Below are 26,912 nucleotides of genomic sequence, written 5' to 3' on the forward strand. Positions count from 1 at the left end.
CGAACATTGTATCGGTAGTTTTAAACTATGCAGACGAAAGACTCTAAATTTTGTTGGGTCATGCGATCGGGAGTACCACTCGGCTCATAATTCGCCCATCATCTAGCTTGTAAAGATTGAATTCCGATTCCATTTGCTGCATGAGTGACTGACAGATTGCGAGATGGAGTCCGGGCGGTTTGTCGAGCGTGGACGGAGCGAGCAAATCTACGGCTCGTCCGGCTTCAAGGTCTTCGCAGAGTCGCGGCTCGATCGCACCATCGTCGGTAATGGCAATTTCCATCCACTGAGCGCTGATTTGCCGACACCAAATATCAATGCGTCCGCCCAAATTTGCCCGCTGACAAGCAATCAGCAGCAGTTCGTATAGGACTAATTCAAGCTTAGTAATGTCTCCGTAAATCATCGGATTAATTTCGTGATGCACTTGTGACCAGAGTTGGCGCTGCTTGAGCAAGTGATCGACGCGATCGAGCGCTCGTCTGACCAGTCCGATCATTTGCACCGTTTCGTTTCTGATTGTCAGTTGCCATTGTTCATCGCGAATCACATGACGCACCGGATCGATCGTGGTGTCGATTTGCCGCAGCAGTTGAGCTTGTCGCGCATCACCGAGCGGCAGCTCAGCTAGTCGAGAAACGCTGAACTTGACCGATCGATACAGATCTTCGAGCCGACGATGCTTGTACCAACTGAGGCGCTCTAACCGTTCGCGATCGCGCTTCAATGCTTCGGACACCATTAAATGTCGGCGTGACCAGGCAAACTGAGCGACCAAGGTATTCAAAACGGTGAGGTGACGATCGAGCCATTGCCGCTCTAGCCGATCCGCCACCAGGACAACCGCAGTGGGTTCATGTTCGGGCGCAGTTCTGAGCGTGATTGCCAAAATTTGACCGATTCCAGGCGCGTTCAACCACTGCCGGGTTTCGATCGGAATCTCATCGATAGAAACGGAGAGAATTCCGTCGTGAGCTAGGACGCGCTGAAGAAAGGTATCCGTCTCGATCGAGACTTTCAGAAGGGGGTCGATGTGGAATCGACGATCGTTGTTAGATTGCACCACTCGTCCGATTCCTCGACCTGCTGCCCAGCCGGCTAGAACTGCCAAGGGTGCTTCTAAAATTTGCGCGATGTACTGTAACGCCGATTTTTCTAGCAAATCTAAATGCTGCGTTTGTTGAATCGTATTCAAGCCCCATTGAATCGTCTGATAGATCTTGCGCTGTTGGTCGTTTTGCTGCTGCAAGCTCCATTGCCGGAGAACAATTCCCACTTGCTGAGCGGCAATTTTGGTAAACTCGCCTTCGCGCTGTGTCCACGATCGCGCCTGCTCATGCGCCAAAATCAGCACCCCTTCTACAGCGTGTCCGAGAGTCGTGCTGCACACCAATAGCGATCGCACTCCCAGCTCTAAAAGCGGAGTTCGCCAAGCTGCAAAGCGGAGATCGTCTGCTAGATTCTCGATCGCGATCGGGTTCGACTGTTTTTCTAGCATTTGCCAGTCGATCGGGCTGAGAGAGGCAAACCAAGCAGGCAGCGGTCGTTTATATTGTGGCTGGGTTTGATAGCGCACTTCAAACGCATCGCGATCGGAATCGTAGAGCAAAACGATCACGCGATCGATGCCTAATCGCTGATTTAACAAAGCTGCAGCATTTTGCAAGGCAGAAACTCCATCGCCTGTGCTGTAAATTGCTTTAGCGATTTCGGCAGTGAGGGCTTGATCGAGTTTGACTTGGGCGATCGTGTTTTCCATGCCTTCGAGCGGCGATACCAGCCCCAGTAGCTGCGCGGCTGCTCGCATAAACCGTTTATCTTCGTCTTGCCAGCTTCGGGGTTGGTCGCTTTCTGCGGTGAGAAATCCCAATAGCTCGTTCTGGCATAAGATCGGAGCCGCAATTAGCGATCGCGCCCGAATGAATTCCATCACTCGCACGGTGATCTCCGCTTTGGTCAGGCTGATGGATTCGCCGATTGTAATCACTTGATCGGCTTGCAGCGCTTGATAAAAGCTGCTCATTTCCTGCACGGTTAGCCCGGATGCAGAATCGATCGAGCGAGTTCCTTTTTGATTTGTGGCTCTTCGCCAAAAATAGCGGCGCGTCGGTTCAAACCAGTAGAGGCTCGTTCGGGCAGGCTGAACAAACTGCTGGACTTGCTCTATAACGCGATCGAGCCGCTGTTCAAAATTAGGGAGCGATCGCAGTTCCGAGAGCATTGTTAACATCGGACGATCAACGTGCTTAATTTGTTGTCGCTTCTGTTCTTGTTCTGCGGCTTCTAGCGTGGCTGCAAATTCTCCTAAAACGATCGCGATTAGCGATTGTTCTTCGGGTCTTGGAAAGCTTCCCCATAGTTTTGAGCCGACGATCGTGACCCCATAGCATTGATTCTTGAGTGAGATCGGGAAAATCATCGCGCCTTGAATGTTCGCTTTTTCGGCAAATTTGCGCCACTCGTTTGCCCGTTGTGCTTCACGCAGATCAGGAAAGGTGAGCGGTATTTGCTGAACGACGGCTTGTTCGAGAATGTCGCCTGGAGTGAGGATGAATCGTTGTTTGAGAAAGGGTGCATCTCGCAGCGGGCTTTTCCCTCCTTTACCAGACAAACGATGTTCAGCACGATCGTACAATCCAATCCAGACGAGATCGAAGGCAAAGCAGGTATTGAGATAGGCGTAGACAGATTCGATCGCAAGGGTATCTCCCTCACGCAGATGTTTGAGAACGCGACTGAGGGCGATTAAGTGTTGTTCAGATTGCGTTGTCTCTTTCGAGTAACCCATGTATCAGCCGGAGGATAGCGCACAGGAGCGGCGGGATTTGCCTACTCGTTTGATAGAGTGCCCGGAGATTGTAGGTTTTGCACGAGTGCGATTGGATGGATACAGTCGCGCAGCGAACCTGACCAAAAATGCGCTACTGTATCGATGCTCTCTTGTTTTAATTAAATTCTTCCTGTGTCAGATTTCTATCGATCGATTCTTCGTCCTGTTCTGTTTTCTGGTTTGAATGCTGATCCGGAGTGGCTGCATGTTCAGACTTTACGATCGCTCAGTTGGATCAATTCGTCGGACTGGCTGCGATCGCGCTTAAATCATCTGTATGGATTTGACTCGCCTCGGTTGTCGCAGTCTCTTTGGGGTTTGACGTTTGCGAATCCGATCGGTTTAGCGGCAGGCTTTGATAAAGATGGCGTGGCAGCGAATGTTTGGTCGAGTTTTGGGTTTGGGTTTGCCGAATTGGGAACGGTGACGTTTCATGCTCAGCCTGGAAATCCACAGCCGCGCTTGTTTCGGTTGGTCGAGGATCTGGCGGCACTCAATCGCATGGGATTTAACAATCAAGGAGCCGCTTCGCTGCAATCGCGACTGGAGCAGCGAAGCAAAGGGATTCCGATCGGGATTAATCTAGGCAAGTCAAAAATTACGCCGCTGGAGGCTGCCGCAGAGGATTATTTAGGCAGTTTTCGATTGTTAAAACCCCTGGGCGATTATTTTGTCGTGAACGTCAGCTCTCCGAATACGCCGGGACTGCGATCGCTCCAAGCCACTGATCAGCTAGAACCGATTCTGTCAGCGCTACAAACCGAGAATCAGAGTGAAAAGCCTTTGCTGGTAAAGATTGCGCCTGATTTGGAATTTGAGGATATTGCTGCGATCGTAGACTTAGCTCAGCGCTTTCAACTGTCTGGAATTATCGCAACGAACACAACGATTCGCCGCGATGGACTGAAAACGCAAATGATTCCGGCGACTAGAAAGCCGATTACAGAAGAAGCAGGTGGAATCAGTGGCGCTCCGGTCAGAGAAAGATCCACCGAAGTCATTCGAGCGATTTGGAAACAAACTCGGGGAAGCTTACCGATTGTCGGCGTAGGCGGTGTGTTTTCGGCGGAGGATGCTTGGGAAAAGATTACGGCTGGGGCAAGTTTAGTTCAAGTCTATACGGGTTGGATTTACGAAGGTCCAACAATGGTCAAGCGGATCTTGCAGGGATTAGAGGAACGACTAGAGCAATCGGGCTTTGAGAGTTTGCAGGCGGCGATCGGCTCCTCGCACAATCTTGCGATTAAAGAGTAATCCTAAAGAGCGATGCGGGGATCAATCACTTTCCGAATAGTAAAAAGGAAGTTCTGCGATCGCTCTGTATGAAAACCGCGTTTCTGATCTTTGGCGCACAACGCAGTGGAACATCGGTAACGAGCCACATTTTGTCGGAATTTGGAGTTAATTTTGGCTCGGATCAACACTTTATTCAAGGTGGCCATAATCCGATTTTTTTTGAATTGAAGTGGGTCAATGATGCCAACAATCAACTGATTCAAACGTTGGGTTATCGCTATAGCGATTTTTTCTTACCCATTGAGCAAGATTTCGAGGACGATCGCTGGCTTGAACCCGAAGAAAATCTACAGACCAAAATTGCTCAAGAATGGGGCGAGACTGCGATGATCGGACTCAAAGATCCGCGCTTTTCGCTCACTTTTCCGCTATGGCAGCGAGTTTTATCAAATGCAGGCTATCAATTAAACATCATTCTTGCGTTTCGCTCTCCATCTAGTTTTCTCAAATCCAATCAAGCCTTGTTTTACAACTGGGAAGGCTGGGACGTAGATAGACATCTGCGCTTTTGGCTGCAATTAAACTTAGCGGCAACGTACTTTACTCGCGATCTGCCTGTCTATTTTCTTTGCTATGAGGATCTGATGAACAATCCCGGCAAGGAAACTGAACAGTTAGCACAACATTTTGGGCTGGATTTGAGCTTGGTCGATCGTGCAGCAGCAGTGGTCGATCGATCTCACTATCATCATCAAACAACAACTGAAACGGGTGTTGCGCTGATTGATGAGTATTACCAACGGCTGCGATCGCGCACGGTTTCAGCAGACGACTATCTAAGCTACCGCAACACTACTTTATCTCTCGCCTAATTTGACATGCTGCAAAACATCGATACCTTAGAGTTAGCCAAACCGGACATTGCTCAGCAGGGCTTAACGGTTTGGTTTACAGGATTAAGCGGTGCAGGTAAAACCACAATTTCTCAAGCCGTTTGCCAACACTTGATTGAGCAGGGCTTAAAAGTTGAACATTTAGATGGGGACTTAGTACGCCAAACATTGACCAAAGGATTGGGATTTAGTCAAGCCGATCGTGAAGAGAACATTCGTCGGATCGGGTTTGTGGCGCATTTACTGACTCGAAACGGTGTAATTGTGTTGGTTTCTGCGATTTCGCCTTATCGATCGATAAGGCAAGAAGTTCGATCGCAAATTGGTGCATTTATTGAAGTGTTTGTTGATGCGCCTTTAGCGGTTTGTGAGCAAAGAGATGTGAAAGGACTGTATCAACGAGCGCGAAATGGAGAGATCCCACAGTTTACTGGAATTGATGCACCGTATGAAGCGCCTTTGAATCCGGAGGTCACTTGCTCGACTGCGGAGGAAACGATCGACCAGAGTGTGACCAAAGTGATGCAGGTGATTTCTAGATATCAGGCGAGTTCAGCAAGTTTCTCGGCTTCGGTTTGAATGGGTGATTGCCCCCTAAATCCCTCCTACCGTGCACAAACATCTCTTTCCCGCTTCGTTGCCATCGGCTTCAGCCCCTAAATCCCCCAAATTGGGGGATTTAGGGGCGAGGGATCTCAGCAATCACAAACCAATCGACTTGTGTGTACAGGGTAGAAGGGCTGGGAATGAGGGCGAATCGCCCCCAACGCAGCGAGAAATCTCATCAATTCAGCAACTCTAAGCCTGACTATTCCAAGCCTGCGCTGCATCGTTAATCGCTTGATCTACAGTTTTCTTACCCAACATTGCCGCCTGAAGATTCTCGTAAATCGTCTGCTGCAACGTCTTGATATTTTTAACCACCGGAATCAACACCTCCGCTTCCTTAAGCTGCCCTGCACTGACGATTCTGGCTTTATCAATCGCAGTCGCATTCGCGGGTGCAGCCGTGAAGTAACCATCTTGTGCCGCTTGAATTGTCGAGGGCAACACATTCGCAGCTTTAGCAAATTCAAGCTGATTGGCATTATTGGTCAAAAACAGCGCAAACTTTACAGCAGCATCCGGCTGATCCGTATCTTTTGGAATTGCGATATTCATTACGGCAACATTCTTCTTGCGAGTATCGCCCGTGATTTGCGGCGCAGACTGCGAGGCTTGAGCGATCGTCGGTGCATTTTTCGCGATCGACTTGAGGAACTCTGCACCCGATGCCAAAATCGCCGTATTGCCTTGCTGATAGAGATCGATCGCGTGTCGATGTCCTTCAGTTAAGACTTCTTTTGGCATCAAACCATTTTTGTACATATCAACCCAATACTGAAATGCCGCTTTACCTTGAGGCGTATTAAATGCCGCTTTGCCCTGAGCATCGACTAACTGAACACCCATCTGCACAAACGATTCCATCACTTCCCCAGAATCATTCGGAACAACTGTGGCAAAGAACGCATATTTTCCAGTTTTTTCCTTGATTTGCTTTGCAGCTTGAGCCAGTTCTGCATAAGTCGCAGGCGGTTTGGAAATGCCTGCTTTCTTCATCAAATCCGTGTTGTAAATCGCAACTCGTGTGGTCAAATACCAAGGCACACCAAAGGTTTTACCGTTCAGCGTACTCGCTTGCCAAATTCCCGGAAAATACTGTTGCTTCACGTCCGCCGGAATTTTCTCATCGAGATTCATCCACGCGCCCCGCTCAGCCAACTGAGACGCAAACCCAGGATTAAGATTCACCACATCTGGAGCCGTTTTCGCCGCCACAGAAGTCAAAATCTTGCGCTCCATCTCTGCCCAAGGCACGTCTGTCCAGCGAACTTTTACGCCCGGATTTTCTTGCTCAAACTTTGCAAACAGCGCTTTGAAATAGTTATCAAACTGTGGGCTCAGTTGCATCGTCCAAAAATCAAGCTGACCGTCCGCCGCTCTTTGTCCGTTGGGAGTCCCACTGCCGCAACTGACCAGCCAACTAAGCACAACTCCCAAAATCGTAAATATCGTAAACGTTTTCCAAGTTCTAATCTGACGCATGAATCTACACAATGTCTTGCAGTGTAGCTCAGTTTACCGGATCAATTGCTCAACTCCACATTAACTGCCGCACCGGGATCTCAATTACGAAAGTTGCACCCCGCTTTGAGGGACGATCGCAGCTTAATCGTCCTCCATGCTGCTCAGTCACAATCTGATAGCTCACAGATAGTCCCAATCCTGACCCTTGTCCCACAGGCTTTGTCGTAAAGAATGGATCAAACAAACGGCGCTGTGTTGCCGCAGTCATGCCGATGCCGTTGTCTGTAATCGAAATTCGCGCCCACTCGGTTGAATCTGACTGTTGAAACAGCACTGTTTGCACTGTAATTTCTGGAGTAAAGTCAATTTCTTCTGCAAGCCAGCGCTCATTAATTGCACCGATCGCATTAGATAGCACATTAATAAAGACTTGATTCAGCAAGCCTGCGTAACATTGGATCTTTGGTAGAGCGCCATAGTCTTTGACAATCTGAATGGTTGGACGCAGCAACGGACTCCCGCAAGCTCGATTTGACTTTAACAAATGCTGTAATAACATCAATGCACTTTCAATCCCTTCGTGCAAATCGACCGCTTTTAGATCCGCTTCATCATGGCGCGAGAAATGTCTGAGCGATCGCACAATATCGCGAATGCGTTCTGCTCCGGTTCCCATTGAGTCCAGCAGCTTCATTAAGTCGTGCCGCACAAATTCTAAATCCAGGTCTTCGAGTTCTTCGGCAATCTGTTCACTGGGAACCGGATGATCCGCTTGATAAAGCTGAATTATTCGTAGCAAATCTTCGATATAGTCTTTTGCGTGTTCAACGTTGCCGTAGATAAAACTCACTGGATTGTTAATTTCGTGAGCAATGCCTGCAACTAATTGCCCCAAGCTCGACATTTTTTCATTTTGAATCAGTTGTGCCTGAGTTTTTTGGAGTTGCTTAAATGCAGATTCAAGCTCTTGGGCTTGTTGACGGAGTTGGGCGTCGGATTGTTTGAGTGCAAGATCTGCTTGTTCGCGTTCTGCCTCTAACCGGATGCGATCGCTGATATCGCGCACCATTGCAACGACACCAGTGACGTTTCCATCTGCATCTAAAATCTGACTGTTATACCACTCACAAACAATGATTTCTCCATCGTCTCTGAGGTTTTGATTAATGCTGTGAATTTCACCCTGTTGCTCAAACAGCGTTTTAATAATCTGATTGACTTTTGCTTGATCCTGTTCCGGCACCCAACAGTTTCCATTCCGTCCTATTGCTTGCGATCGTGGAGTTTTAAAGATTTTTTCGGCTGCTGGATTCCATTCTTTCGCGGTAAATTCCGGTGTCCATTCGATAATCCCCATCGGTGCGTGTTGAATCAGCATCGATAGTCGTTGTTCTGACTTTAGAAGTGCAACTTCCGCCTGCTGTCGTTCGATCTCGCTTCTGGCGCGATCAATTCTGTCCGCATTGATTGAATCTTCGATTGTTCCGATAACAAAAGGATTTCCGTCTGCATCGTGTACGATCGACTTAACCACTGAAACCGCTTGCGCTTGTCCGTTAGCATCGTGGAGGTAGCCTGTCTGAATCACATCGGTTTCGCGGGTGAAAATGCCTCCATCGTCTCTTAATTCTGCGGAGAAGACGCGATCGGCACCTTCGAGGAGTTGTGCAGCGGTGTAGCGCGATCGTGCGACAAGGGCGCGATTCACAAACACAACGCGAGCATGACGATCTTGAATAAAAATTGGAGCCGCAACTCGATCGAGAACGTGACAAAAACTTAGTGCTGCGGTGGTCTCAATCTCCTGACCAATCATCGTGGAATCCCTGATACACGTCCTTTTTAGGATTCCCAGAAAGGAATTCTATTGTGCCAGCGAGCTGGTATGCGCTAATGCAAACCCTCCTGCCCAGAACAGAGATGCAGGCGACAAACTTTCAGTATTAGCTAAGGAACAATCACTGCTCCAGTTTTCTCATCAAACAGATGAATTTTGTCGATCGGCACAAACAATCTCAGAGCTTCACCCAGCCTGACGGTGCGATCGGGAGTGGTACGAACCTGCATGGTGTCTGACTTGTCAGCGAGTCTGACAGAGAGAACGGTTTCATGCCCTAAAGCTTCGATTAAATCGACTGCAACTAGAATGGTCTGCTCATTAGAATCGCTTAAACTCAGATGCTCAGGACGAATGCCTAGCGTAATCATTTGACCATCGTAGCGGCTGAGCGCTGATGCCCAGTGATTCGGGAGTGTGAGTTGAAATAGAGCATGATGCAAGGTCAATGGAGCGCGAACTTGCATCGGAATGAAATTCATTGGGGGCGATCCAATAAACTCAGCCACGAAGCGATTTGCAGGGTGATTGTAGAGTTCTAGCGGTGTGGCAAGCTGTTGAATCTGTCCGCCGTTCATGACGGCAATGCGATCGCCCATTGTCATCGCTTCGGTTTGATCATGCGTGACATAAATTGTGGTGGTTCCTAACTGACGCTGAAGTTTGACAATCTGCGCCCGTGTTTCGGCTCTGAGCTTTGCATCTAAGTTTGAGAGCGGTTCATCCATCAAAAAAACTTGTGGATTTCGTGCCATGGCTCGACCGAGTGCAACTCGCTGTTTTTGTCCACCTGAAAGCTGTTTTGGTAGGCGATGCAATAATGGCTCAATTTGCAGCATTTGTGCGACCAGCTTGACTCGTTCTCGAACGGCGCGTTCTCGATCGCTGATGTAACGCATTCCACTGGGTAAGTTTCGCGTCACTCCAACCGCTAAATTTTCTGTCCAATTCGCATTTTTTCCGTCTAACTTGGTGCGTCGTAGTCCAAATGCCAAATTATCATAGACGCGCATGTGTGGGTAAAGCGCGTAGTTCTGAAACACCATGGCGATATCGCGCTCTTTCGGTGGCAAATCGTTAACTACGCGATCGCTCACTCGAATGTTTCCGGCAGTGAGTTCTTCGAGTCCTGCAATCAGTCTTAACAAGGTGCTTTTGCCGCATCCTGAGGGGCCAACTAGCACCATAAATTCACCGTCTTCGATCAGGAGATTAATCGATCGCAACACGGCGGTATTTTCGCTTTGATCGCCCTTTTGATAGGATTTGTAGACGTTTTCGAGAACAACTTGAGCCACGGTATTGCCCTAATGCGTAGAAGCAGTTTATCGCATTTGCGGCAATGCAGAAATTCCCCAAATCCGCACCGTTTTATCTTCACTCCCGCTAACAATTAAAGACTGATCTTCATTGACGGCAACGGCTGTAACCAGGCTTGTATGTCCCTGCAATTGACAAACTTCCCGCCCTGCCTGCAAATCCCAGATTTTAATTGTGTTCTGACTGCCGCTAATGAGATAGCGATCGTCATTTCTCGCCACGGATGCAATTTGTCTTAATTTAATCTCGGTCGGCTCAATTTCTTGACCATTTTTCAGACTCCACGATCGTACCTTGCGCTTTGCTCCTTGAATCATAAAAATATCAGCTTCGGGATCAATCGAAATGGTGTAAACAAAGGTATAAGCCTGAATGCTAAACATGACATCTTCAGCCGCAATGTCCCAAACCTGAATCAATCCCTCTCGGCTCGCACTAATCGCAATCGAGCGATCGCCATACCGTAAATGCTGTGTTGCAACTGCGATCGCTGTAATTCCAGTGTGATGTCCTTTTAATGCCGCTAAACATTCAAACAATCGATAGTGCGGATACGATTGCAGTAGTTCTGGATAAGGTTGCAACAATGTATAAGCAACTTTCTGAACTGCGATCGCCGAATCATCTAAGGCTTGAACTAACAGATCTAACCCTGCTGCTGTGTGTTGAATTTCTTGCAAGGCTGCAATTCGTTGATCGATGCGATCGCTCTTAAGCCGTTGCCGAATGCCGTCGATTCCTCCCAATACAGCGCTACCCATCATTGGACGGGCGGAACTTCCTAACACTGCATCAAACTCGTTCGGGAACTGAGACACGCTGAATCAATGGGATGCTCTCTCTAGTGTGCCGGAAAAGCAATCTTTTGGCTGTGGTATATTTGAACTGAATTTCGCCGCGATCGTTCACATGGTTGCTACTCGCTCTCAGCAAGAAATTATCGAGCAACTCGATTTGATGTTACGCGCTCGATATCCACTGATTTACTTAGTCGGAGTCGAAGAGGACTCGATCGAAGCCGTTCTTCTGCAAGTGTGCCAACAATCCGAGCGGGAATTACGATGCTGGGATATTGTGCGCGGTTGGGACGATAACGGAGCAGACAAAGGATCAGCGATCGCAGCCCTCGGACGCATTGCCAAAGCTTCAAATAATCAAGCTGCAGTTTATGTTCTGCGCGATCTTCATCCGATTCTCAAATTTCCGCTACAAGCAACGAATGCTCCGATCGTGCGGGAGATCAAAAACCTGGCGCGTGACCTGAAGCGCAGTCGTAAAACCTTGGTACTCACAAGCCATTCTCTTGATGTGCCACAAGAGATTATCGAAGAAATGACGGTAATCGACTTCCCGCTCCCTGATGTAGAAGAAATTGATGCCTTAATTTCTCAGATCGTGGTGGCGGAAAAGCTCAAACTCTCTCAACTGGGTCGCGAACAATTGGTAAAAGCCTGTCAGGGATTGAGCCGCGCCCGAATTCAGCGAGTCTTAGCCAAAGCGATCGCAGCCAAACAACACATCAACGAACAAGATATTGATAGTGTTCTTGAGGCTAAACGCCAAGCGATTCGTCAAACTGGAATTCTAGAATTCTTCACCACCCAAGAATCACTCAAAAGTGTGGGAGGTTTAGACAATCTGAAAAAATGGGTACAAATGCGCCAGGATAGCTTTACCGAAGAAGCAAGGCGCTACGGCATTCCGAACCCAAAGGGCGTTCTACTTGCAGGCATTCAAGGTACAGGAAAATCACTGTCTGCAAAAACGATCGCGCACGAATGGCGCTTACCTCTATTGCGGCTCGATGCGGGTCGATTGTTTGGTGGACTGGTCGGGGAAAGCGAAAGTCGAGTGCGGCAGATGATCCGAATTGTCGAAGCGATCGCGCCTTGTGTGCTGTGGATGGACGAAATCGATAAAGCATTCGGCAACATTAATGCAGGCATGGACGGAGATTCTGGCACCAGTCGCCGTGTGTTTGGCAGTCTGATTACTTGGATGCAGGAGAAAACGAGTCCAGTCTTCATTGTTGCGACTGCGAATAATGTTCAAATTCTCCCGGCTGAACTCCTACGCAAAGGTCGCTTTGATGAAATTTTCTTCCTCAATTTGCCAACCGAGCCAGAACGACGCGATATCTTTCGAGTGCATCTTCAGAGATTACGATCGAGCCGACTCCGCGAGTTCGATTTAGCGTTACTCGCTCGTCAGACTCAACAGTTTAGCGGTGCAGAAATTGAGCAAACGATCGTCGATGGAATGCAACGGGCTTTTAGTCAGGGCAGTCCTGGCAACCGTCGAGACTTTACAACTGAAGATATCGTGCGGGCGATCGAAGAATCTGTTCCCCTCGCTGCGATCGCGCGTGATCAAATCGATGCCCTGAAACAATGGGCTGCCAATTCAGGAGCACGTCCAGCTTCACAGGATATACAGTTGATCGAAGAGTTACGCGCCATTACTCGCCAGCGTGGAATTGATTTGGAGATTGAATAAATGTCACACTTTACGACGATTAAAGTTGAAATCAAAGACGGCGAAGTGCTACATCAAGCCTTACGCGAACTCAGATACAAAGTTGAGCAAAATGCACTTGTGCGAGGCTATCAAGGCAATAAAATTCAAGCAGATTATGTCATTCGGCGATCGAATGGCTACGATCTCGGCTTTCGACGCGAAGGCGATGAATACGTCCTGATTGCAGACTTCTGGGGAGCGCGAATCAATCAAACGCAATTTATCAATGAAGTTCAGCAAAAATACGCCCACAAGCAACTGCAAAGGACTGCCGCAGAGCAGGGATATACGATCGAAGCTGAAGAAGTCCTAGAAGATGGAACCGTGCGAGTCGTCGTCGGACGCTGGATTTAAATAGCTTGAGTGCCGTTGAGATTAGATTTCAACGGCACTCATAGATTTACAAAACTTCAACAATCGCGCTATTCAAACTCACCGCTTGATTTCTCACCGCACTCCAGGCAATTTGGTGCGCTTTCGACTCCTCCCCATACCACTGAAGCGCAGAGTTAAACGCTACCCTATAGAAGTGCTGGGCAGTTTCCGACAGGCGATCGCGAACCTCTTTGGGCAATTCGCGATTACTTTGGTACGACATTCAAGCCGCCTCCAGTAATGGGATAATTTTCAAGTATCCCGGCTGTGTGGACAAAACTCACCTGCCCTATGGAATATCTTCAGGATTTGATTTAAGGAGACCACTTTGATCACAGGTACTTTGAAAACCACCAAATCAGATGAAATCTTTGCGGCTGCTCAGAAATTAATGCCGGGTGGCGTAAGTTCTCCCGTTCGGGCGTTTAAGTCGGTGGGCGGACAGCCGATCGTGTTCGATCGCGTCAAAGGCGCTTACGCTTGGGATGTCGATGGCAATCAATACATCGACTATATTGGCACTTGGGGGCCTGCGATTTGCGGTCATGCTCACCCAGAGGTGATTCGGGCAATCCAAGCGGCGGCGGAAAAAGGAACGAGTTTCGGCGCGCCGTCTTACCTCGAAAACGTCCTCGCGGAAATGGTAATCGACGCGGTTCCCAGTATCGAAATGGTGCGGTTTGTGAATTCGGGAACGGAAGCCTGTATGTCGGTGCTGCGCTTGATGCGGGCATTCACTGGACGCGAGAAAATTATTAAGTTTGAAGGCTGCTACCACGGACACGCAGATATGTTCTTGGTGAAGGCTGGATCGGGTGTGGCAACGCTCGGTTTACCGGATTCTCCCGGTGTGCCTAAATCTACCACCAGCAGTACGCTGACTGCACCGTATAACGACCTAGAAGCAGTCAAACAGCTACTTGAAGAAAATCCGGGTGAAGTGGCAGGCGTAATGCTGGAGCCGATCGTCGGAAATGCTGGATTTATTCCCCCAGACCCCGGCTTCCTCGCGGGCTTGCGCGAACTCACGACAGAACACGGAGCGCTGCTGGTGTTCGATGAAGTGATGACCGGATTCCGTATCGCTTACGGTGGAGTGCAAGAGAAGTTTGGCATTACCCCGGACTTAACCACATTGGGTAAAGTGATCGGCGGTGGTTTACCTGTCGGTGCTTATGGCGGTCGGCGCGAAATCATGGAGATGGTTGCTCCCGCAGGCCCGATGTACCAAGCAGGAACGCTCTCCGGCAATCCGTTGGCAATGACGGCGGGAATTAAAACACTCGAACTGCTGCGTCAACCGGGGACGTATGACTATCTCGATCGCATCACTTCACGCCTGATCGCAGGTCTACTTGATGTCGCCAAACAAACCGGACATGCCGCTTGCGGGGGTTCGATTAGCGGAATGTTTGGCTTCTTCTTTGCCGAAGGGCCTGTTCACAGCTACGAAGATGCGAAAAAATCGGACTTGTCGAAGTTCAGCAAGTTTCATCGCGGAATGTTAGAGCAGGGGGTTTACCTCGCTCCATCGCAGTTTGAAGCAGGCTTTACCTCGCTGGCGCACACCGATGAAGATATCGATCGCACGATTGAAGCAGCACGATCGGTGATGTCAAGTTTGTAAGCTTTCTACTGAAATGCAAAAGCCGGAGGATTTACTTCTTCCGGCTTTTTTTAGTTTTTTAGCAGTTGCAGCCTTTGTGTCCACAGTCACCATGTCCGTCTTGATGTCCATCTGCACAGGCTTCGCTGCAATAGAATTTATCGTCTTTCTGAACAGCGCTATCGGTTGAGACGATGCACAGGCAAGGTTCACAAGCGCATTTCATTTGGGTTACGGTCGTCATCTTATTTTCTCCGAATCAGTTGGCTTGATTCTAACATCTGAATGCTTGTTCAGATATTACAAACTTCTACATAAAGCAGATGGCTTCAGATATTCATTCAAATAACAGAAAATCTTAAATTATTCCAAACAATAGATTCTTTGAAATGTGATCCTGCATACAGTGAGCAAAGCGAATTGATTTCCTAGTTGTAGGAGAAAGGTGTATGTGTGGCATTGGTGGTATTTTCCAGCACGACCCAGCAAGACCGATCGATCCTGCGGTTTTAATCGCAATGGCAGCCATTCAATCGCATCGAGGGCCAGATGGCTGCGGCTGGAAAACGATCAACGATCGCGGTGTCGGTTTCACTCATGCCCGTTTAGCCATTATTGATTTAAACGCCGATCGTGCTCGTCAGCCCTTTGTGTCAGAAAATCAGCAAATCATGATTGCTCACAATGGCGAATTCTATGACTACAAACGCATTCGAGCAGACCTGACTTCACGCGGCTATCAGTTTAAATCCAAAAGCGATACAGAACTATTGATGCACTTAACTGATCGCTTCGGATTAGAAGGTGCATTACCTCATCTGCGCGGAGAATTCGGCTTTGCAATCTATGAAAAGCAATACGATCGACTCACATTAGTACGCGATCGCTTTGGCATTAAGCCCTTGTTCTGGACAATGACTCCAGAAGGGTTGGTGTTTGGTTCTGAGATTAAGGTCTTATTTGCTCATCCCGCAGTCAAGCGTAAAATTTCATCACACGGACTGTATCATCAACTCATGCAACTCATGGTTCCGGGAACGACTGCATTTGAGGGAGTTCACGCAGTTCAACCGGGACAGATGGTGATTGTTGAGCGTCAAGATGGAGAACTGAAGGTTCGCACCAAAACTTACTGGGATTTGAACTTTCCCTTACTCAGCGATCGTACCCAACAATACGACGACGAGTATTACATTGAAACGCTAAGAGAACGCTTTATCGAAGCAATTCAACTCAAGTTAGAAGCCGATGTTCCCGTGGCTTGTTATCTATCGGGTGGAATTGATTCTTGCACTATTTTAGGGGTTGCAGCAGCTTGCCAACAGTCTCCGGTGAAAGCTTTCACGGTTGGATTTGACAATCAGGACTATGATGAAACTGAGATCTCAAAACAAATGTCGCAAGCGGTCGGAGCCGATCAAGACATTGTAATGACACGGGGGGGCGAACTATATGATCACTTTGCTCGCGCAATTTGGCACACCGAGCGCAGTATCTACAATACGTTTACGATCGCCAAACTGCTCCTGAGTGAGCACGTCCATAAAGCCGGATATCGCGTTGTTCTCACGGGTGAAGGCTCTGACGAACTGTTTGCCGGATATCCTCAACTGCGATTGGATATGATTCGTCACGGCATGAATGATGCCACTCCAGAGGAACGCGCCGATCTCGAAGCTTGGCTACAAGAAAGTAATCGATTGTTCCAGGGCAATCTACTAGCTCAAAAAGCATTAGATGATCCAGCCCTAACTCAGTTAGTTGGCTTCACGCCGAGTTGCTTACAGTCCTGGTTATCAATGGGGGCACAAGTTCCTGGATTGTTGCACCCGGAGCATCGCGCTGCAACTGCGAACTATTCACCTGGAGCAGCGATCGCTGCCGCCCTTGATCCTGCTCAAATCTCCGATCGACATCCGCTTGATAAAGTGCAATACATCTGGATCAAAACTCAGTTTGAATCACAAGTTCTGGGATGGGCAGGCGATCGCGTCGATATGGCAAACTCAATGGAAGCGCGTCCTCCATTCTTGGATCATCATTTAGTTGAATTTGCGGTCACACTCCCGCCATTGATGCGTTTTCGCGGCAAGCGAGATAAGTATGTGTTGCGGGAAGCAATGAAGGGACTATTACCGCAAGCATTGTACGATCGCCAGAAGTTTGCGTTTATGGCTCCTCCTTCGCATACGGATGTGGAAAAGCAAAGAGCATTGCGATCGCTGTGTGATCTGTATCTTTCAAACCGGGCGATCGCAGATGCAGGATTGCTTGATGCTGAGGCAGTGAATCAAGTGCTGCAACGCCATACCAATCCGAACACACCGCTTTCTGCACGAACTCAGCTAGATGGCATCATCAATCATCTATTAAGTGTTCAGATGTTGCATCAGCAGTTTGTTGCGGTAGATATTCCGAGATTGGCAAGGGAGCGATCGCAGCACTTAAATTGGCGATCTCACCAACCTGTCCTCTCTGGGGTCAGCTAAGGCGAATGCAACGAGTTTCTCGCTTCGGCTCGATCGGCTTCTTGCCCCCTAAATCCCCCACAAGTGCGGGACTTTGAAAGCCAGAAAACTTCTTAAGCTTAGGGAATTGTTCTTCTCTCAATCCCCCATTCTGGGGGATTGAGGAGGCGACCCGGATTTGACATCGGAGCGAACGCTTCCCATCGAACCCACATTCACAGAGTTGTGCGATGACTTCAAACATACATCAAAGGGTCTGGCAAAACGCCAAACCCTGAAAACTGTAGTCACTTAGTTGTATGTGTAGCTGAAACAAGAAGTAACAAGTAAGGTGGACAAAATCGCAAACATTCTAATCAGCATTCACCACGGATTCAGCCAAATCAGGCTGTAGTTTTCATTGAACTTTAGCTTGCCTCAAATTGAACCATTAAACTGAAGTGAAAGAGACAAATCTGAAAGTAATTGAAGGTCGATCGTAGTTTCGCCCTTTAGACTTTGCGAGCGATTAAAGCAGGAGACACAGGCTTTAACCTGACTGGGAAGAAGGGTTTCAACTTCTTTTGTGTCTTGAATCTAAAGTAGCACTCCCATCTCAGTTCGGCTCACTCAATTCACTAATGTTTACAGCGCTTTACGGACTGCAACGATCGCCCAAACTAGCGTAAGATTGCTGCCCAAGTTGCACCCCCAACCACCCCATCAACCGCTAACCCAAACTTCGCTTGTGCTGCTTTTACCGCTGCTTCAGTTCCAGCGCCAAACACCCCATCAACTTCTCCGTCATACATGTCGATCGCTCTCAATCGACTTTGTAATCCTTGTACTGCTTCACCTCTCGCACCCCGTCGCAAAATCGGAAACGCTCCCGTCGGCGCAGGCTCAGAACGAACCGGACGTGCTTCAGGAGTCCGAGGCGCTGGAGTCAGCGTCGTAGGCTCAGAAGTGGGAAACAAGCGGTTCCAGGTTTCATTCCCAACCACCCCATCGGCTGTAATTCCCGCCGCTTGTTGAAAGCGTTTTACGGCCTGATCGGTGCTTTCTTCAAATGCACCATTGACTGAACCTGAAAAATATCCTAAAAGTTTCAAAGTGCTTTGTAGCTCAGTCACCGTTGCGCCTTGACTTCCAACTCGGAGAATCGGTCGAGTCTGCGTCCATCCAGGCACGATCGTACTCAGCACCAGCGCAATCGAAATGATCAGCGATCGAACAGTCCGCATAGACAAGCGAGAATAAGGACGAATCATGAGACGCGATATCAGGGGGTAAGGTTGCATCGAACGGATTGAATCTGCCAAAAAACCAACCAAGTCAGCGAAGATTTTACACTAGGTTTCGAGAAATAATCATGCAATCTGCCCTTCTCTATCGATTTCAAGCCGCAATGATGGGGGCGCTAATCGGCGAAACGATCGCACTGCAATCGCTGAATCGGGTTCCTGCTCGTCGGTATTCGCTCGATCAGCTCATGCAGTTTTACGCGGAGTCTTTGATTACTCCGGAGCGAATCGAAACAGAAGACCATCCGATTTTTCGAGAGCCACTGACAACGGCGGAATCTGCGATCGCGCTTCTGCCTGTGTTCCTGTTCTTTCACGAAGACTTTCTGAAGCTGAGGCAGAATGCTCAGACTGTTCTGAGGCTATGGCAGAATTCTGCGGTGTCGGAGCTGGACTTACTGGCGATCGGGTATACGTTCTCGCAAGCTTTACTCGAATCGCTCAATCCTCGCCGCTTTGTCACTTCGATGTTTGAAGTCTTGTTACCACCGCCTGAAGGAGTTCCCAAGCTCCAGCGGCTTCAGCAAGTCGAAACGATGGTACAGCAGGGCATTGGACTTGAAGAGGCGACTCAGCTTATTTTGACGCTGAGTGATGCCACGCTGGGAGATGCTGCCGTTGCGTTAGCCCTGTATTGTTTTCTCAGCACGCCAGGAGACTTTCGCTTGTCGGTTCTGCGATCGCTACAGATCGAGTATCAGACTCCAACGGTTGCCGCGCTCACTGGGGCGCTTTCTGGAGCGTATAACAGCACGATCGGGCTTCCGTCCGAATGGCGCATGAATGTTCCACAACAAGCTGAAATTCAGCAATTGTCTCAGCAACTGTTAGCCAGTTGGTCAGGAATGTATGTGGTTAGACCGAGGAATTTTGCAGTTGCGGCTCCTCAAGTGATACGGCGTTAACTTGCTTTTTTCTTAGATTTTTTGCTATTTGCGGTGAGGCTAACAATATTCACATTCTCAGCTACAGGATGAACTAGCCATTTCTTTTTGATTAGCTCCAGTTTGACAACAGAATTCGCATTCTCAACAAACTTAAGAAACTTGCCATACCCTAACTTGCTGTGATCAAAAGTTGGATCTTGTTTCAGCATTTCTGCTTTGAGTAGAGAGAGCGTTGTTGGCGTTTGAAGACCGGAAAGCGCTTGCTTTAATAGTTTGAGTGCTTGGGCTTGAGGATCAACTGCTGTTTCCAGCGTTTTATCTGCGTCGATGTAGATAAAACGATCGCAACAATTTTGCACCGTTCGACTCAGAACCGATTCTCGACCAATTCCGATCGTTCTCTTACCGAGTGATTTCAATCGCCGAAACAATGGCGAAAAGTCAGCATCGCTGGTTGCCAGCACAAACGAAGAAATATCGGGCGATCGTGCAGTCATCTCCATGACATCTACAACCATCTGAATATCAGCCGCATTTTTGCCTTTAACGGGATGGTAAACGTGAACAAGTTCAAAGCCCAAGTTAATCAGATCCTCTTGGCGACCACTGATCGCTGCATTACTAAAGTCACCATAGGCTCGTTGAATCATCACCTGTCCGAGTGCATTCGCTTGTTGCAGCAAAATGCTTCCCCCTTCTGACTTCAACCATCCGGATAGATTCTCAACATCTAGGAAAATTGCGACTTTGTTTGACATTAGGACATTAGTAGGGGAAGTTTCGCTCTAAACGCCTTTATCATTCCCATCCGAAGCGCGAAATTGTACGGGTGTCTTTCCGCCGAGTTTTGCAAATTTGATCGAGAATAGAAATCGATGCCGTTGGTCTAGATTGCCTTGAGTCAAGCCCCTTCTAATCGCCCGAATCCCCAGGACACTCACCTCAATCGAGCGCGGGCAAGTTTGCGCCAAGCGTTTACCAATTATTCTCAGTTTTTGCGATCAATCAAAGACCCGCAACTTGAATCTGCATTAAAGGCGGAACTCGAAACGATCTCAAGCAATTTGAAGAAGCTCGATCAGTACGTGCTGAGAATTGCGGTGTTTGGCTTGGTGAGTCGCGGAAAATCGGCAATTTTGAATGCGCTGATTGGAGAAAAGGTGTTTGAAACAGGGCCCCTAAACGGCGTGACGCAGGCTCCCAGCCTGGTTACTTGGTCGCCAAGTGGTGGGTTTGTGTCTGAAGGACGATCGATCGTGCCAGAGTCTTCGAGCAAGATTCGCATCGAATTGATCGATACACCGGGACTTGATGAAATTGACGGACAAGCGCGGGCAGAAATGGCGCAAGAAGTTGCCCAACAAGCGGATTTAATTTTGTTTGTGATTTCTGGAGATATGACGCGGACTGAATACAAAGCGCTCTGTGATCTCAGACAAGCACAAAAGCCGCTAATTCTAGTGTTTAACAAAGTTGACCTTTATCCGGATCAATCGCGCCAAGATATCTATCTCAATCTGCAAAGCTTGGGGGCTAGAACAGGAAATAGCGATCGCTTAGAGCAGCTTTTAACTTCAGATGAGATTGTCATGGTTGCGGCGGAACCCGCACCGCTGCAAATGCGCGTGGAATATCCAGACGGGCGGGTGAGCTATGAATGGGAAAGCCCACCTCCGCAAATTGAGGAATTGAAAGCGAAGATTCTGACGATTCTGAATCGAGAAGGTCGATCGCTCTTGGCACTCAATGCGTTGACTCAAGCTAGAGTCGCAGAAGAAGAAATCGCGGCGAAAGTGATGGAACTGCGAAACGCCGAAGCTGAAGCCTTAATCTGGAAGTTTACCCGCTACAAAGCGATCGCCATTGCACTCAACCCGATCGCGTTTCTCGATCTCATTGGTGGCGCAGTTTCAGATTTAGCAATGATCCAAGCTTTAGCGAATCTCTATGGCTTGCCGATGACGCGCTATGAGGCAGGAAAGCTATTAAATACAATCCTGCTCAGTTCAGGAACATTGCTGCTCGGTGAGATTGGTAGCGGAGTTTTACTAGGAATGGGCAAAAGTGCAGCAGCTTTAGCGACCGGAGTAGATGGCAGTGCAGGATTCTCGGCATTCGCGGGAACGGCTGCTGTTCAAGCAGGCATTGCAGGATATGGGTCGTACTCGGTTGGACGAGCAGCGCAAGTTTACCTGGAAAATGGCTGCACCTGGGGCGCACAGGGCGCTAACACGGTGATTCGCGAAATATTGAATCAAGTGGATGCCAAAACGATTATTTATCGATTGCGGCAAGAACTTTTGTAATATCTGTAATACTTGTAGTATTATAAAAATCTTGAAGAAGTTGAGCAGCGTCCTGTCTCAATTTCCGTTGGCGCTTGGAATTTTTTGAATGTTGTCGGGGCGATCGACCCTCAGCCACACTGGGAGGATGTATGGCTAAATTTTTAGACATTCTCAAATACTTTCGCAACTACTGGAAGATTTCAATTTTCAGTATTGCGATGATGAGTTTGTTCGAGATTATTGACTTATTTGTGCCTTATACGATCGGGCAAATTTTGAATGTCCTGTCGGGGCAGCCGATCGATCGTATCTTACAAAGCCTGATCAATTCAACTGCACAAATCAGCCGAGCTGAAGTTAATCAATCCTTTACGCTATCGGTGTTATTGGTACTAATCGCGATCGTGTCTGTGGTGCGTGCGCCGATTCAGCCGTGGTTAGGTGCCTGGTTTGCTTGGGATACTGCATTTCGGGCGCGTCGTGATAACGCTGAGGAATCGTTAAAAAAGGTATTGACTTTACCATTAGAGTTCTACGACGAGAACAATGCTGGACGGATTGCAGCGCGTGTTGCAAAAGGATTGTCAAATCATACTTGGATCTATCCGGATATGATTTCGCAACTGTTCCCGAAGCTTTTACGGGTGATTGGAATCGTTGCAGTGATTTGGTTTATCGAATGGCGCATCGCGATTTTACTGCTCGTTTCGTTTATTGGTATTCTCGCGTTTAACTTAGTAGGGCTGAAAGAGCTTTCTGACCAAGAAGAACGCTTAGATAAATACATGGAGGACACTGAAAGCCGCACTTCTGAGATTATCACTAACATTAAGACAGTGAAAGCCTTTGCAACCGAAACTTCAGAGCTGAAGCGCCAGCAGCAGAGACTTGATCGAGAGTTCAAAGTGCTGGACTATCGCATTCACAAAGGCTATGTAATGCTGATGATGTATGAGCGCACGATCGTTCAGACTTGTGTGTTCATCTTGTTTGCTTTAGCAGTCTATGCCACAGCACAGGGCAAGATCTCGATCGGTCACTTTACAACGACGTTCACAATATCAAGTATGGCGTATGCGGAAGTACAACCGATTAGTCAATTTGCTGAGTTCTTTGCGCGGCGCTATGGTTCAATGGTTCGCTTTCACGAGTTTATGAAGCTTCCGGTTGGTATGGATGCTAGTAGCCTTGCACCCCATCCTGAAGCGGTACCGAAGTACCAGTTCACTGGGAAAGTTGAATTCTCTAATCTGCGGTTTGGCTACAATGCCGATCGACCCGTTCTCAAAAACATCAACTTACTCATCGAACCATATCAAACGGTGGCATTAGTCGGTCGATCGGGGTCAGGAAAATCAACGCTTGTCAAGCTTCTGTTCCGCTACTTTGAGCCGAATCAGGGCAAGATCTTGATCGATGGTCAAGACATTCGACGGTTGGATATTAGTGGCTATCGGAAGCGATTAGCCATTGTTCACCAAGAGGTTGATATCTTCAATGGCACATTGCTCGATAACCTGACCTATGGCAATCCCAACGCCACAATGGAGCAAGTCCGCGAAGCCTGTCGTATTGCTCAGGCAGAAGACTTTATCCAACAGATGTCAGCCGGATATGCGACGATCGTTGGTGAACGGGGGGTTCGACTCTCCGGAGGACAAAGACAGCGAATCGGGATTGCCAGAGCTTTGATTGTTGATCCGGATGTGCTGATCTTTGATGAAGCAACTTCAAGCTTGGACTATGAATCAGAGCGATCGATTCAGTTAGCAATGCGATCGATTCTGGGAACGAGAACATTGATCATCATTGCTCACCGACTGAGTACGGTGCGTGAAGCAGACAAAATTGTGGTGTTAGACCAAGGCAACATTGTTGAGGTTGGCAGCCACGAAGAACTGCTACAACAAGGCGGACTCTATCAACGCTTGCACTCGCTTCAGGAAACTGGCGAATTGTTAGCTTAGATTGAACGATCGATCCAATAGTTGAGTTTGCGCTGGAGGTGGCATCACGGCGATAATCAGAATGCCTTGAGGAGCAATTTAGTAGACGACACCATACGGAAAACTCCGAAGGCGACACGCCGAGTATTTGCCGATGGCGCTGCCCAAGCTTGTGGGAATTATTCAATGTGATCGAGCAAACGCTCGATCACATTGAATAAACTGATTGCAGAGACCAACATCAATGCTGTCGTAGTAGGAGAGATCGCGACCAACGGCTAGATTTGAGAAAAGCTGCAAACTCGATCTCAAGGCAGTCCACCTGTCGTTGTCACACTGTAGAGGCAAGAAGCATAATTTCGCTCCCTGATTTCTTGATCGCCGCAGTCTCTCAGTACAAGAGCAATACTGTAAAAAATCTAATACTTGCAGAAACCCAAGCGTTAGGTTAATCTAAAAAAAGAAAGTACCACCATAAGGGAAGACCTCATGTTTTTAATTGAAATCAACCAATACCCGCAGGATTTTTTCGATGGGCAAAATTCTCGAAGATTCGACGAACAATTTATTCGTGTACATCTACTCCGATGATCATCTTCCGCCACACGTTCACGTGTTTGTAGGCAAAAAGAGAAGTCGAAGCGATAAAAATATAAGAATCAGTATTGGTGATGATAACAATGCGCCAAAAATACTAAGAGCACACCCAAAAATTAAAAATTCTGATATCCATAGAGCGTGGCAACTCGTTGCGGATAACCAAGATAAATTATTAATTGAATGGAAGAAGATACATGGCTCAGAAGAAATGGAGGAACGAAATCAGTGAAGCCGAATTAGAAAGCCAAATTACCCAAGCGAAGGCGGCTTGGGTTCAAGCTGCCTCAACAGAACCTTGTGCTGAATCTGTGAAGTTCTATCCACGCAAATTGCAATACACAATCGCGCTAACCAATGCGGCTCAGTTCTCCTTTCCCGTATCTTTGCTTCGAGAACTTGCAGAAGCGTCAATAGAAGAACTTTCTGATGTGCATCTTTCAGGCGATGGCGGTAGCATCCACTGGGAAATACTGGATGTTGACTTCAGCATTTCTGGATTGGTTACTCGAATACTCGGCACAAAACTCTCAATGATTGAGTTGGGGAGACAAGGCGGTAAAAAAAGAACGATCGCGAAGTCGGAAGCGGCTAGGCAAAATGGCAAGAAGGGTGGGAGACCTCGCAAGGAAACTCAAGAAGAGCCAAGAGGGCATGTAAAGCCACAATTGACGAAGTAGCCGACCACTGAACTAGCCTTGTTTAGTGAGCTATGACGATCGCAGATGTTCCACAATTGATCGCGCAATGGTTAAATTTCCATCTTTAGCGAGCTTTTCTGTTTTACGCGGTGCGTTCATTGGTTGAGTGATACCTTTCCAATCACCGTTAAAAAACTCATCGGTTGACCAAATTTGATGCGTTGCATAGTTCTGAATCCCTTCGAGCAACACTGGAGACTCAGCAAAACCCTCACGGGTAACAGTTGTAACCGGAATTTCGTAGCGGCAAGCCTCGGAAAAAGTGCTATATCCCGGTTTTGTGAGTAGACGACCACACACAGGCATGAGATCAATCGGGCGATAAAAGCGATCGTCTACTTTGATTAGATTCGGGAAGTCTGGAGCGTTTAGATCAAAACAAAGAAATCTGTAATCGGGATAGCGCATCACGTTTTCGTAGGGAATGCGATCGAGTCCCAATCCGCCAAATGTTGCCAAAATAATGTTTTCTTTCGGAGTTTCAGTTAGATCAAATTTCTCTAAAATCTCTGCGGCATCGAATCGGGGATCAACTCCGGTCAAGCCCACATCTGTAATGTGAGAAAACGCGCTCATGGATTCATGAAAGGGCATTCTGAACAATCGATCGCACTGAGCAAAACATTCCCCAATCCAATCTGCAACCTCAATAAATTCGCCGCCCCAATCGCGATAGATAAAGTCCCACCCAAAGTTACTCATCATCCAGCCCGGAACGCCTGCTGCTTTGGCGATCGGAGCCGCTAACGGTGGAATATCTCCCAACACTAAGCCAACTCGATTTTGACGAATAAAATTGGCCTCGCTAGCAATGATCGATCGCTGTTGTTGCTGAATCTGACGGAGTTTCTCTAAGGTTGCCGCTTTATCCATGGTGAGACTATCCCCTTGAATCACACCCACATCAAAGGCGCGGGGACGATGGATAAAATCTCCTGGAATATAGGCTTCCAGCAGCGATCGCGGAGCCGTGGTCACAAGGATTAATACAATCTCAGGATCGAGCCGCTGAATTTCAGCCGCGATCGAGGCTGCCCGGGTGGCATGACCAAAGCCATGATTGGTAATCGCAAGATAGAGAATTGGTTGAGGCATGGCATCTCGAAGAAACGATCAGAAAACAAGCTTAAGCGATTGAGGCAAAAATTGTACGGCTTATCTTCTGATGCGTCGCAGAACTGTTGTGAAGTCGGGAGCCGGGTGTCGCTTCCTTTTCAGCCCCCTACTCCCACTTCTTTTAGCGGTCACAACTCAAACAGGATCGTTATATTAACGCGCTGTCAAATTTGCGATCGGAGCCGAGACAATTCCTTGAGCGATCTGCTGGGCGCGATTGATCGGAATTGCAAATCCAATGCCTTGAGTCCCCCGAATAATCGCTGTATTAATGCCAATAACCTGCCCGTTCTGGTTAAGCAATGGGCCACCAGAATTGCCCGGATTGATCGCAGCATCGGTTTGGATATAGCCTTGACCATTCGGCGCTCCAAACGATCGCCCCGATCGCTCAGTGCCACTGATAATGCCAACCGTGACAGTATTATCCAATCCAAGTGGATTACCAATCGCGATCGCCCATTCTCCGGGACGCAGTTGATTAGAATTTCCCAAAGGAACTGTAGGCAAATTGTTTGCTTGGATTTTCACCACGGCAACATCAGCCTGACGATCTTCTCCGACGACGCGCCCTTCAAACTGTCGTCCATCTTTCAGCGTGACGGTGACTCGATTAGCTCGATCGACCACATGAGCATTGGTCAAAATTAATCCATCCGATCGCGTAATAAATCCTGAACCCACTCCGCGTACAACTCGCTCATTAGAGAAATTACCTCCTGCCGTGCGTGATGAATTAATCCGAACGACTGCCGCACCTGTACGATCGACCGCGTTTGAGACGAAGTTGGCATCAGGAGATGTAGATTGAGCTACTACGGGCTGTAGATCCACAATTCGAGCGGGGGCAAAGTGAGTCGTTGCGACCGCTGCGATCGCGCCAAATGAAACTAGCGAAATTGAAGTGATTGATTTTTTCAAAGCCATCATAGTGATTAGAAA

General features: G+C 48.1%; 23 protein-coding genes. 12 read left to right on the forward strand and 11 right to left on the reverse strand.

The window, feature by feature from the left end:
- Window positions 1-58 precede the first annotated feature (58 nt).
- Window positions 59-2,788 (reverse strand): GAF domain-containing protein, encoded by a 2,730-nt coding sequence (locus NC981_RS13450; RefSeq protein WP_348243299.1) that lies wholly within the window; start codon window positions 2,786-2,788, stop codon window positions 59-61.
- Window positions 2,789-2,962: 174 nt separating this feature from the next.
- Between NC981_RS13450 and NC981_RS13455 the strand changes: the two genes are divergently transcribed.
- From NC981_RS13455 to cysC, 3 genes are all read left to right on the forward strand, one after another.
- Complete coding sequence (locus NC981_RS13455) at window positions 2,963-4,084, forward strand: quinone-dependent dihydroorotate dehydrogenase (RefSeq protein ID WP_348243301.1); 1,122 nt, start codon at window positions 2,963-2,965, stop codon at window positions 4,082-4,084.
- A 68-nt stretch (window positions 4,085-4,152) separates the two neighbouring features.
- Entirely contained in the window at window positions 4,153-4,938 is a 786-nt protein-coding gene (locus NC981_RS13460) for a sulfotransferase (RefSeq protein ID WP_348243303.1), read from the forward strand.
- Between the two features lie 48 nt (window positions 4,939-4,986).
- Window positions 4,987-5,538, forward strand: coding sequence for an adenylyl-sulfate kinase (cysC, locus tag NC981_RS13465; protein WP_348243933.1), 552 nt, complete (start codon window positions 4,987-4,989; stop codon window positions 5,536-5,538).
- 219 nt (window positions 5,539-5,757) lie between these two features.
- Here cysC and NC981_RS13470 read toward each other — a convergent pair whose 3' ends face one another.
- From NC981_RS13470 to NC981_RS13485, 4 genes are all read right to left on the reverse strand, one after another.
- Window positions 5,758-7,047, reverse strand: a complete 1,290-nt coding sequence (locus NC981_RS13470) for a sugar ABC transporter substrate-binding protein (RefSeq protein ID WP_348243305.1) — start codon at window positions 7,045-7,047, stop codon at window positions 5,758-5,760.
- 49 nt (window positions 7,048-7,096) lie between these two features.
- Complete coding sequence (locus NC981_RS13475) at window positions 7,097-8,845, reverse strand: PAS domain S-box protein (protein ID WP_348243307.1); 1,749 nt, start codon at window positions 8,843-8,845, stop codon at window positions 7,097-7,099.
- A 131-nt stretch (window positions 8,846-8,976) separates the two neighbouring features.
- Window positions 8,977-10,164, reverse strand: a complete 1,188-nt coding sequence (locus tag NC981_RS13480; protein WP_348243309.1) for an ATP-binding cassette domain-containing protein — start codon at window positions 10,162-10,164, stop codon at window positions 8,977-8,979.
- A gap of 27 nt (window positions 10,165-10,191) precedes the next feature.
- Entirely contained in the window at window positions 10,192-11,004 is an 813-nt protein-coding gene (locus NC981_RS13485) for a hypothetical protein (protein ID WP_348243311.1), read from the reverse strand.
- A gap of 91 nt (window positions 11,005-11,095) precedes the next feature.
- Between NC981_RS13485 and NC981_RS13490 the strand changes: the two genes are divergently transcribed.
- Window positions 11,096-12,682, forward strand: coding sequence for an AAA family ATPase (locus NC981_RS13490; protein WP_348243313.1), 1,587 nt, complete (start codon window positions 11,096-11,098; stop codon window positions 12,680-12,682).
- The gene (locus tag NC981_RS13495; protein WP_348243315.1) at window positions 12,683-13,057 is read left to right on the forward strand and encodes a DUF1257 domain-containing protein; all 375 of its coding nucleotides are present in this window, start codon (window positions 12,683-12,685) and stop codon (window positions 13,055-13,057) included. It abuts the gene before it with no gap.
- A gap of 46 nt (window positions 13,058-13,103) precedes the next feature.
- On the opposite strand, the gene NC981_RS13500 is transcribed toward NC981_RS13495, so the two are convergent.
- Entirely contained in the window at window positions 13,104-13,301 is a 198-nt protein-coding gene (locus NC981_RS13500) for a ChaB family protein (RefSeq protein WP_190376795.1), read from the reverse strand.
- Window positions 13,302-13,406: 105 nt separating this feature from the next.
- On the opposite strand from NC981_RS13500, the gene hemL reads away from it, so the two are divergent.
- A complete protein-coding gene (gene hemL / locus NC981_RS13505) occupies window positions 13,407-14,705 on the forward strand; it encodes a glutamate-1-semialdehyde 2,1-aminomutase (RefSeq protein ID WP_348243317.1) in 1,299 nt (432 codons plus the stop codon).
- Window positions 14,706-14,763: 58 nt separating this feature from the next.
- Here hemL and NC981_RS13510 read toward each other — a convergent pair whose 3' ends face one another.
- Window positions 14,764-14,928, reverse strand: coding sequence for a metallothionein (locus NC981_RS13510; RefSeq protein ID WP_348243319.1), 165 nt, complete (start codon window positions 14,926-14,928; stop codon window positions 14,764-14,766).
- A gap of 205 nt (window positions 14,929-15,133) precedes the next feature.
- Between NC981_RS13510 and asnB the strand changes: the two genes are divergently transcribed.
- A complete protein-coding gene (gene asnB, locus NC981_RS13515) occupies window positions 15,134-17,173 on the forward strand; it encodes an asparagine synthase (glutamine-hydrolyzing) (protein WP_348243321.1) in 2,040 nt (679 codons plus the stop codon).
- 638 nt (window positions 17,174-17,811) lie between these two features.
- Here asnB and NC981_RS13520 read toward each other — a convergent pair.
- Window positions 17,812-18,402, reverse strand: a complete 591-nt coding sequence (locus NC981_RS13520) for a peptidoglycan-binding protein (RefSeq protein WP_348243323.1) — start codon at window positions 18,400-18,402, stop codon at window positions 17,812-17,814.
- A 101-nt stretch (window positions 18,403-18,503) separates the two neighbouring features.
- Here NC981_RS13520 and NC981_RS13525 point away from each other — a divergent pair, with 101 nt between their 5' ends.
- Entirely contained in the window at window positions 18,504-19,340 is an 837-nt protein-coding gene (locus NC981_RS13525; RefSeq protein ID WP_348243325.1) for an ADP-ribosylglycohydrolase family protein, read from the forward strand.
- On the opposite strand, the gene NC981_RS13530 is transcribed toward NC981_RS13525, so the two are convergent.
- On the reverse strand, window positions 19,337-20,080 hold the full coding sequence (locus tag NC981_RS13530; protein ID WP_348243327.1) for an NYN domain-containing protein: 744 nt from the start codon (window positions 20,078-20,080) through the stop codon (window positions 19,337-19,339). The genes NC981_RS13525 and NC981_RS13530 overlap by 4 nt on opposite strands.
- Before the next feature lie 138 nt (window positions 20,081-20,218).
- Here NC981_RS13530 and NC981_RS13535 point away from each other — a divergent pair, with 138 nt between their 5' ends.
- From NC981_RS13535 to NC981_RS13550, 4 genes are all read left to right on the forward strand, one after another.
- On the forward strand, window positions 20,219-21,628 hold the full coding sequence (locus NC981_RS13535) for a GTP-binding protein (RefSeq protein ID WP_348243329.1): 1,410 nt from the start codon (window positions 20,219-20,221) through the stop codon (window positions 21,626-21,628).
- Between the two features lie 131 nt (window positions 21,629-21,759).
- Window positions 21,760-23,577, forward strand: a complete 1,818-nt coding sequence (locus NC981_RS13540) for an ABC transporter ATP-binding protein (protein WP_348243331.1) — start codon at window positions 21,760-21,762, stop codon at window positions 23,575-23,577.
- Between the two features lie 511 nt (window positions 23,578-24,088).
- Complete coding sequence (locus tag NC981_RS13545) at window positions 24,089-24,385, forward strand: DUF4160 domain-containing protein (protein WP_348243333.1); 297 nt, start codon at window positions 24,089-24,091, stop codon at window positions 24,383-24,385.
- On the forward strand, window positions 24,351-24,833 hold the full coding sequence (locus NC981_RS13550; RefSeq protein ID WP_348243335.1) for a DUF2442 domain-containing protein: 483 nt from the start codon (window positions 24,351-24,353) through the stop codon (window positions 24,831-24,833). Before NC981_RS13545 ends, NC981_RS13550 begins: the two co-directional genes overlap by 35 nt.
- Window positions 24,834-24,863: 30 nt before the next feature.
- Here the strand turns inward: NC981_RS13550 and NC981_RS13555 are convergent, their stop codons facing one another.
- Window positions 24,864-25,949, reverse strand: a complete 1,086-nt coding sequence (locus tag NC981_RS13555; RefSeq protein WP_348243337.1) for a glycosyl transferase — start codon at window positions 25,947-25,949, stop codon at window positions 24,864-24,866.
- Window positions 25,950-26,123: 174 nt separating this feature from the next.
- Complete coding sequence (locus tag NC981_RS13560; protein ID WP_348243339.1) at window positions 26,124-26,900, reverse strand: trypsin-like peptidase domain-containing protein; 777 nt, start codon at window positions 26,898-26,900, stop codon at window positions 26,124-26,126.
- Window positions 26,901-26,912: the final 12 nt, after the last annotated feature.

The sequence above is a fragment of the Leptolyngbya sp. DQ-M1 genome, assembly GCF_039962505.1.
In the GTDB taxonomy this organism is placed as follows: Bacteria; Cyanobacteriota; Cyanobacteriia; order Leptolyngbyales; family Leptolyngbyaceae; genus Leptolyngbya.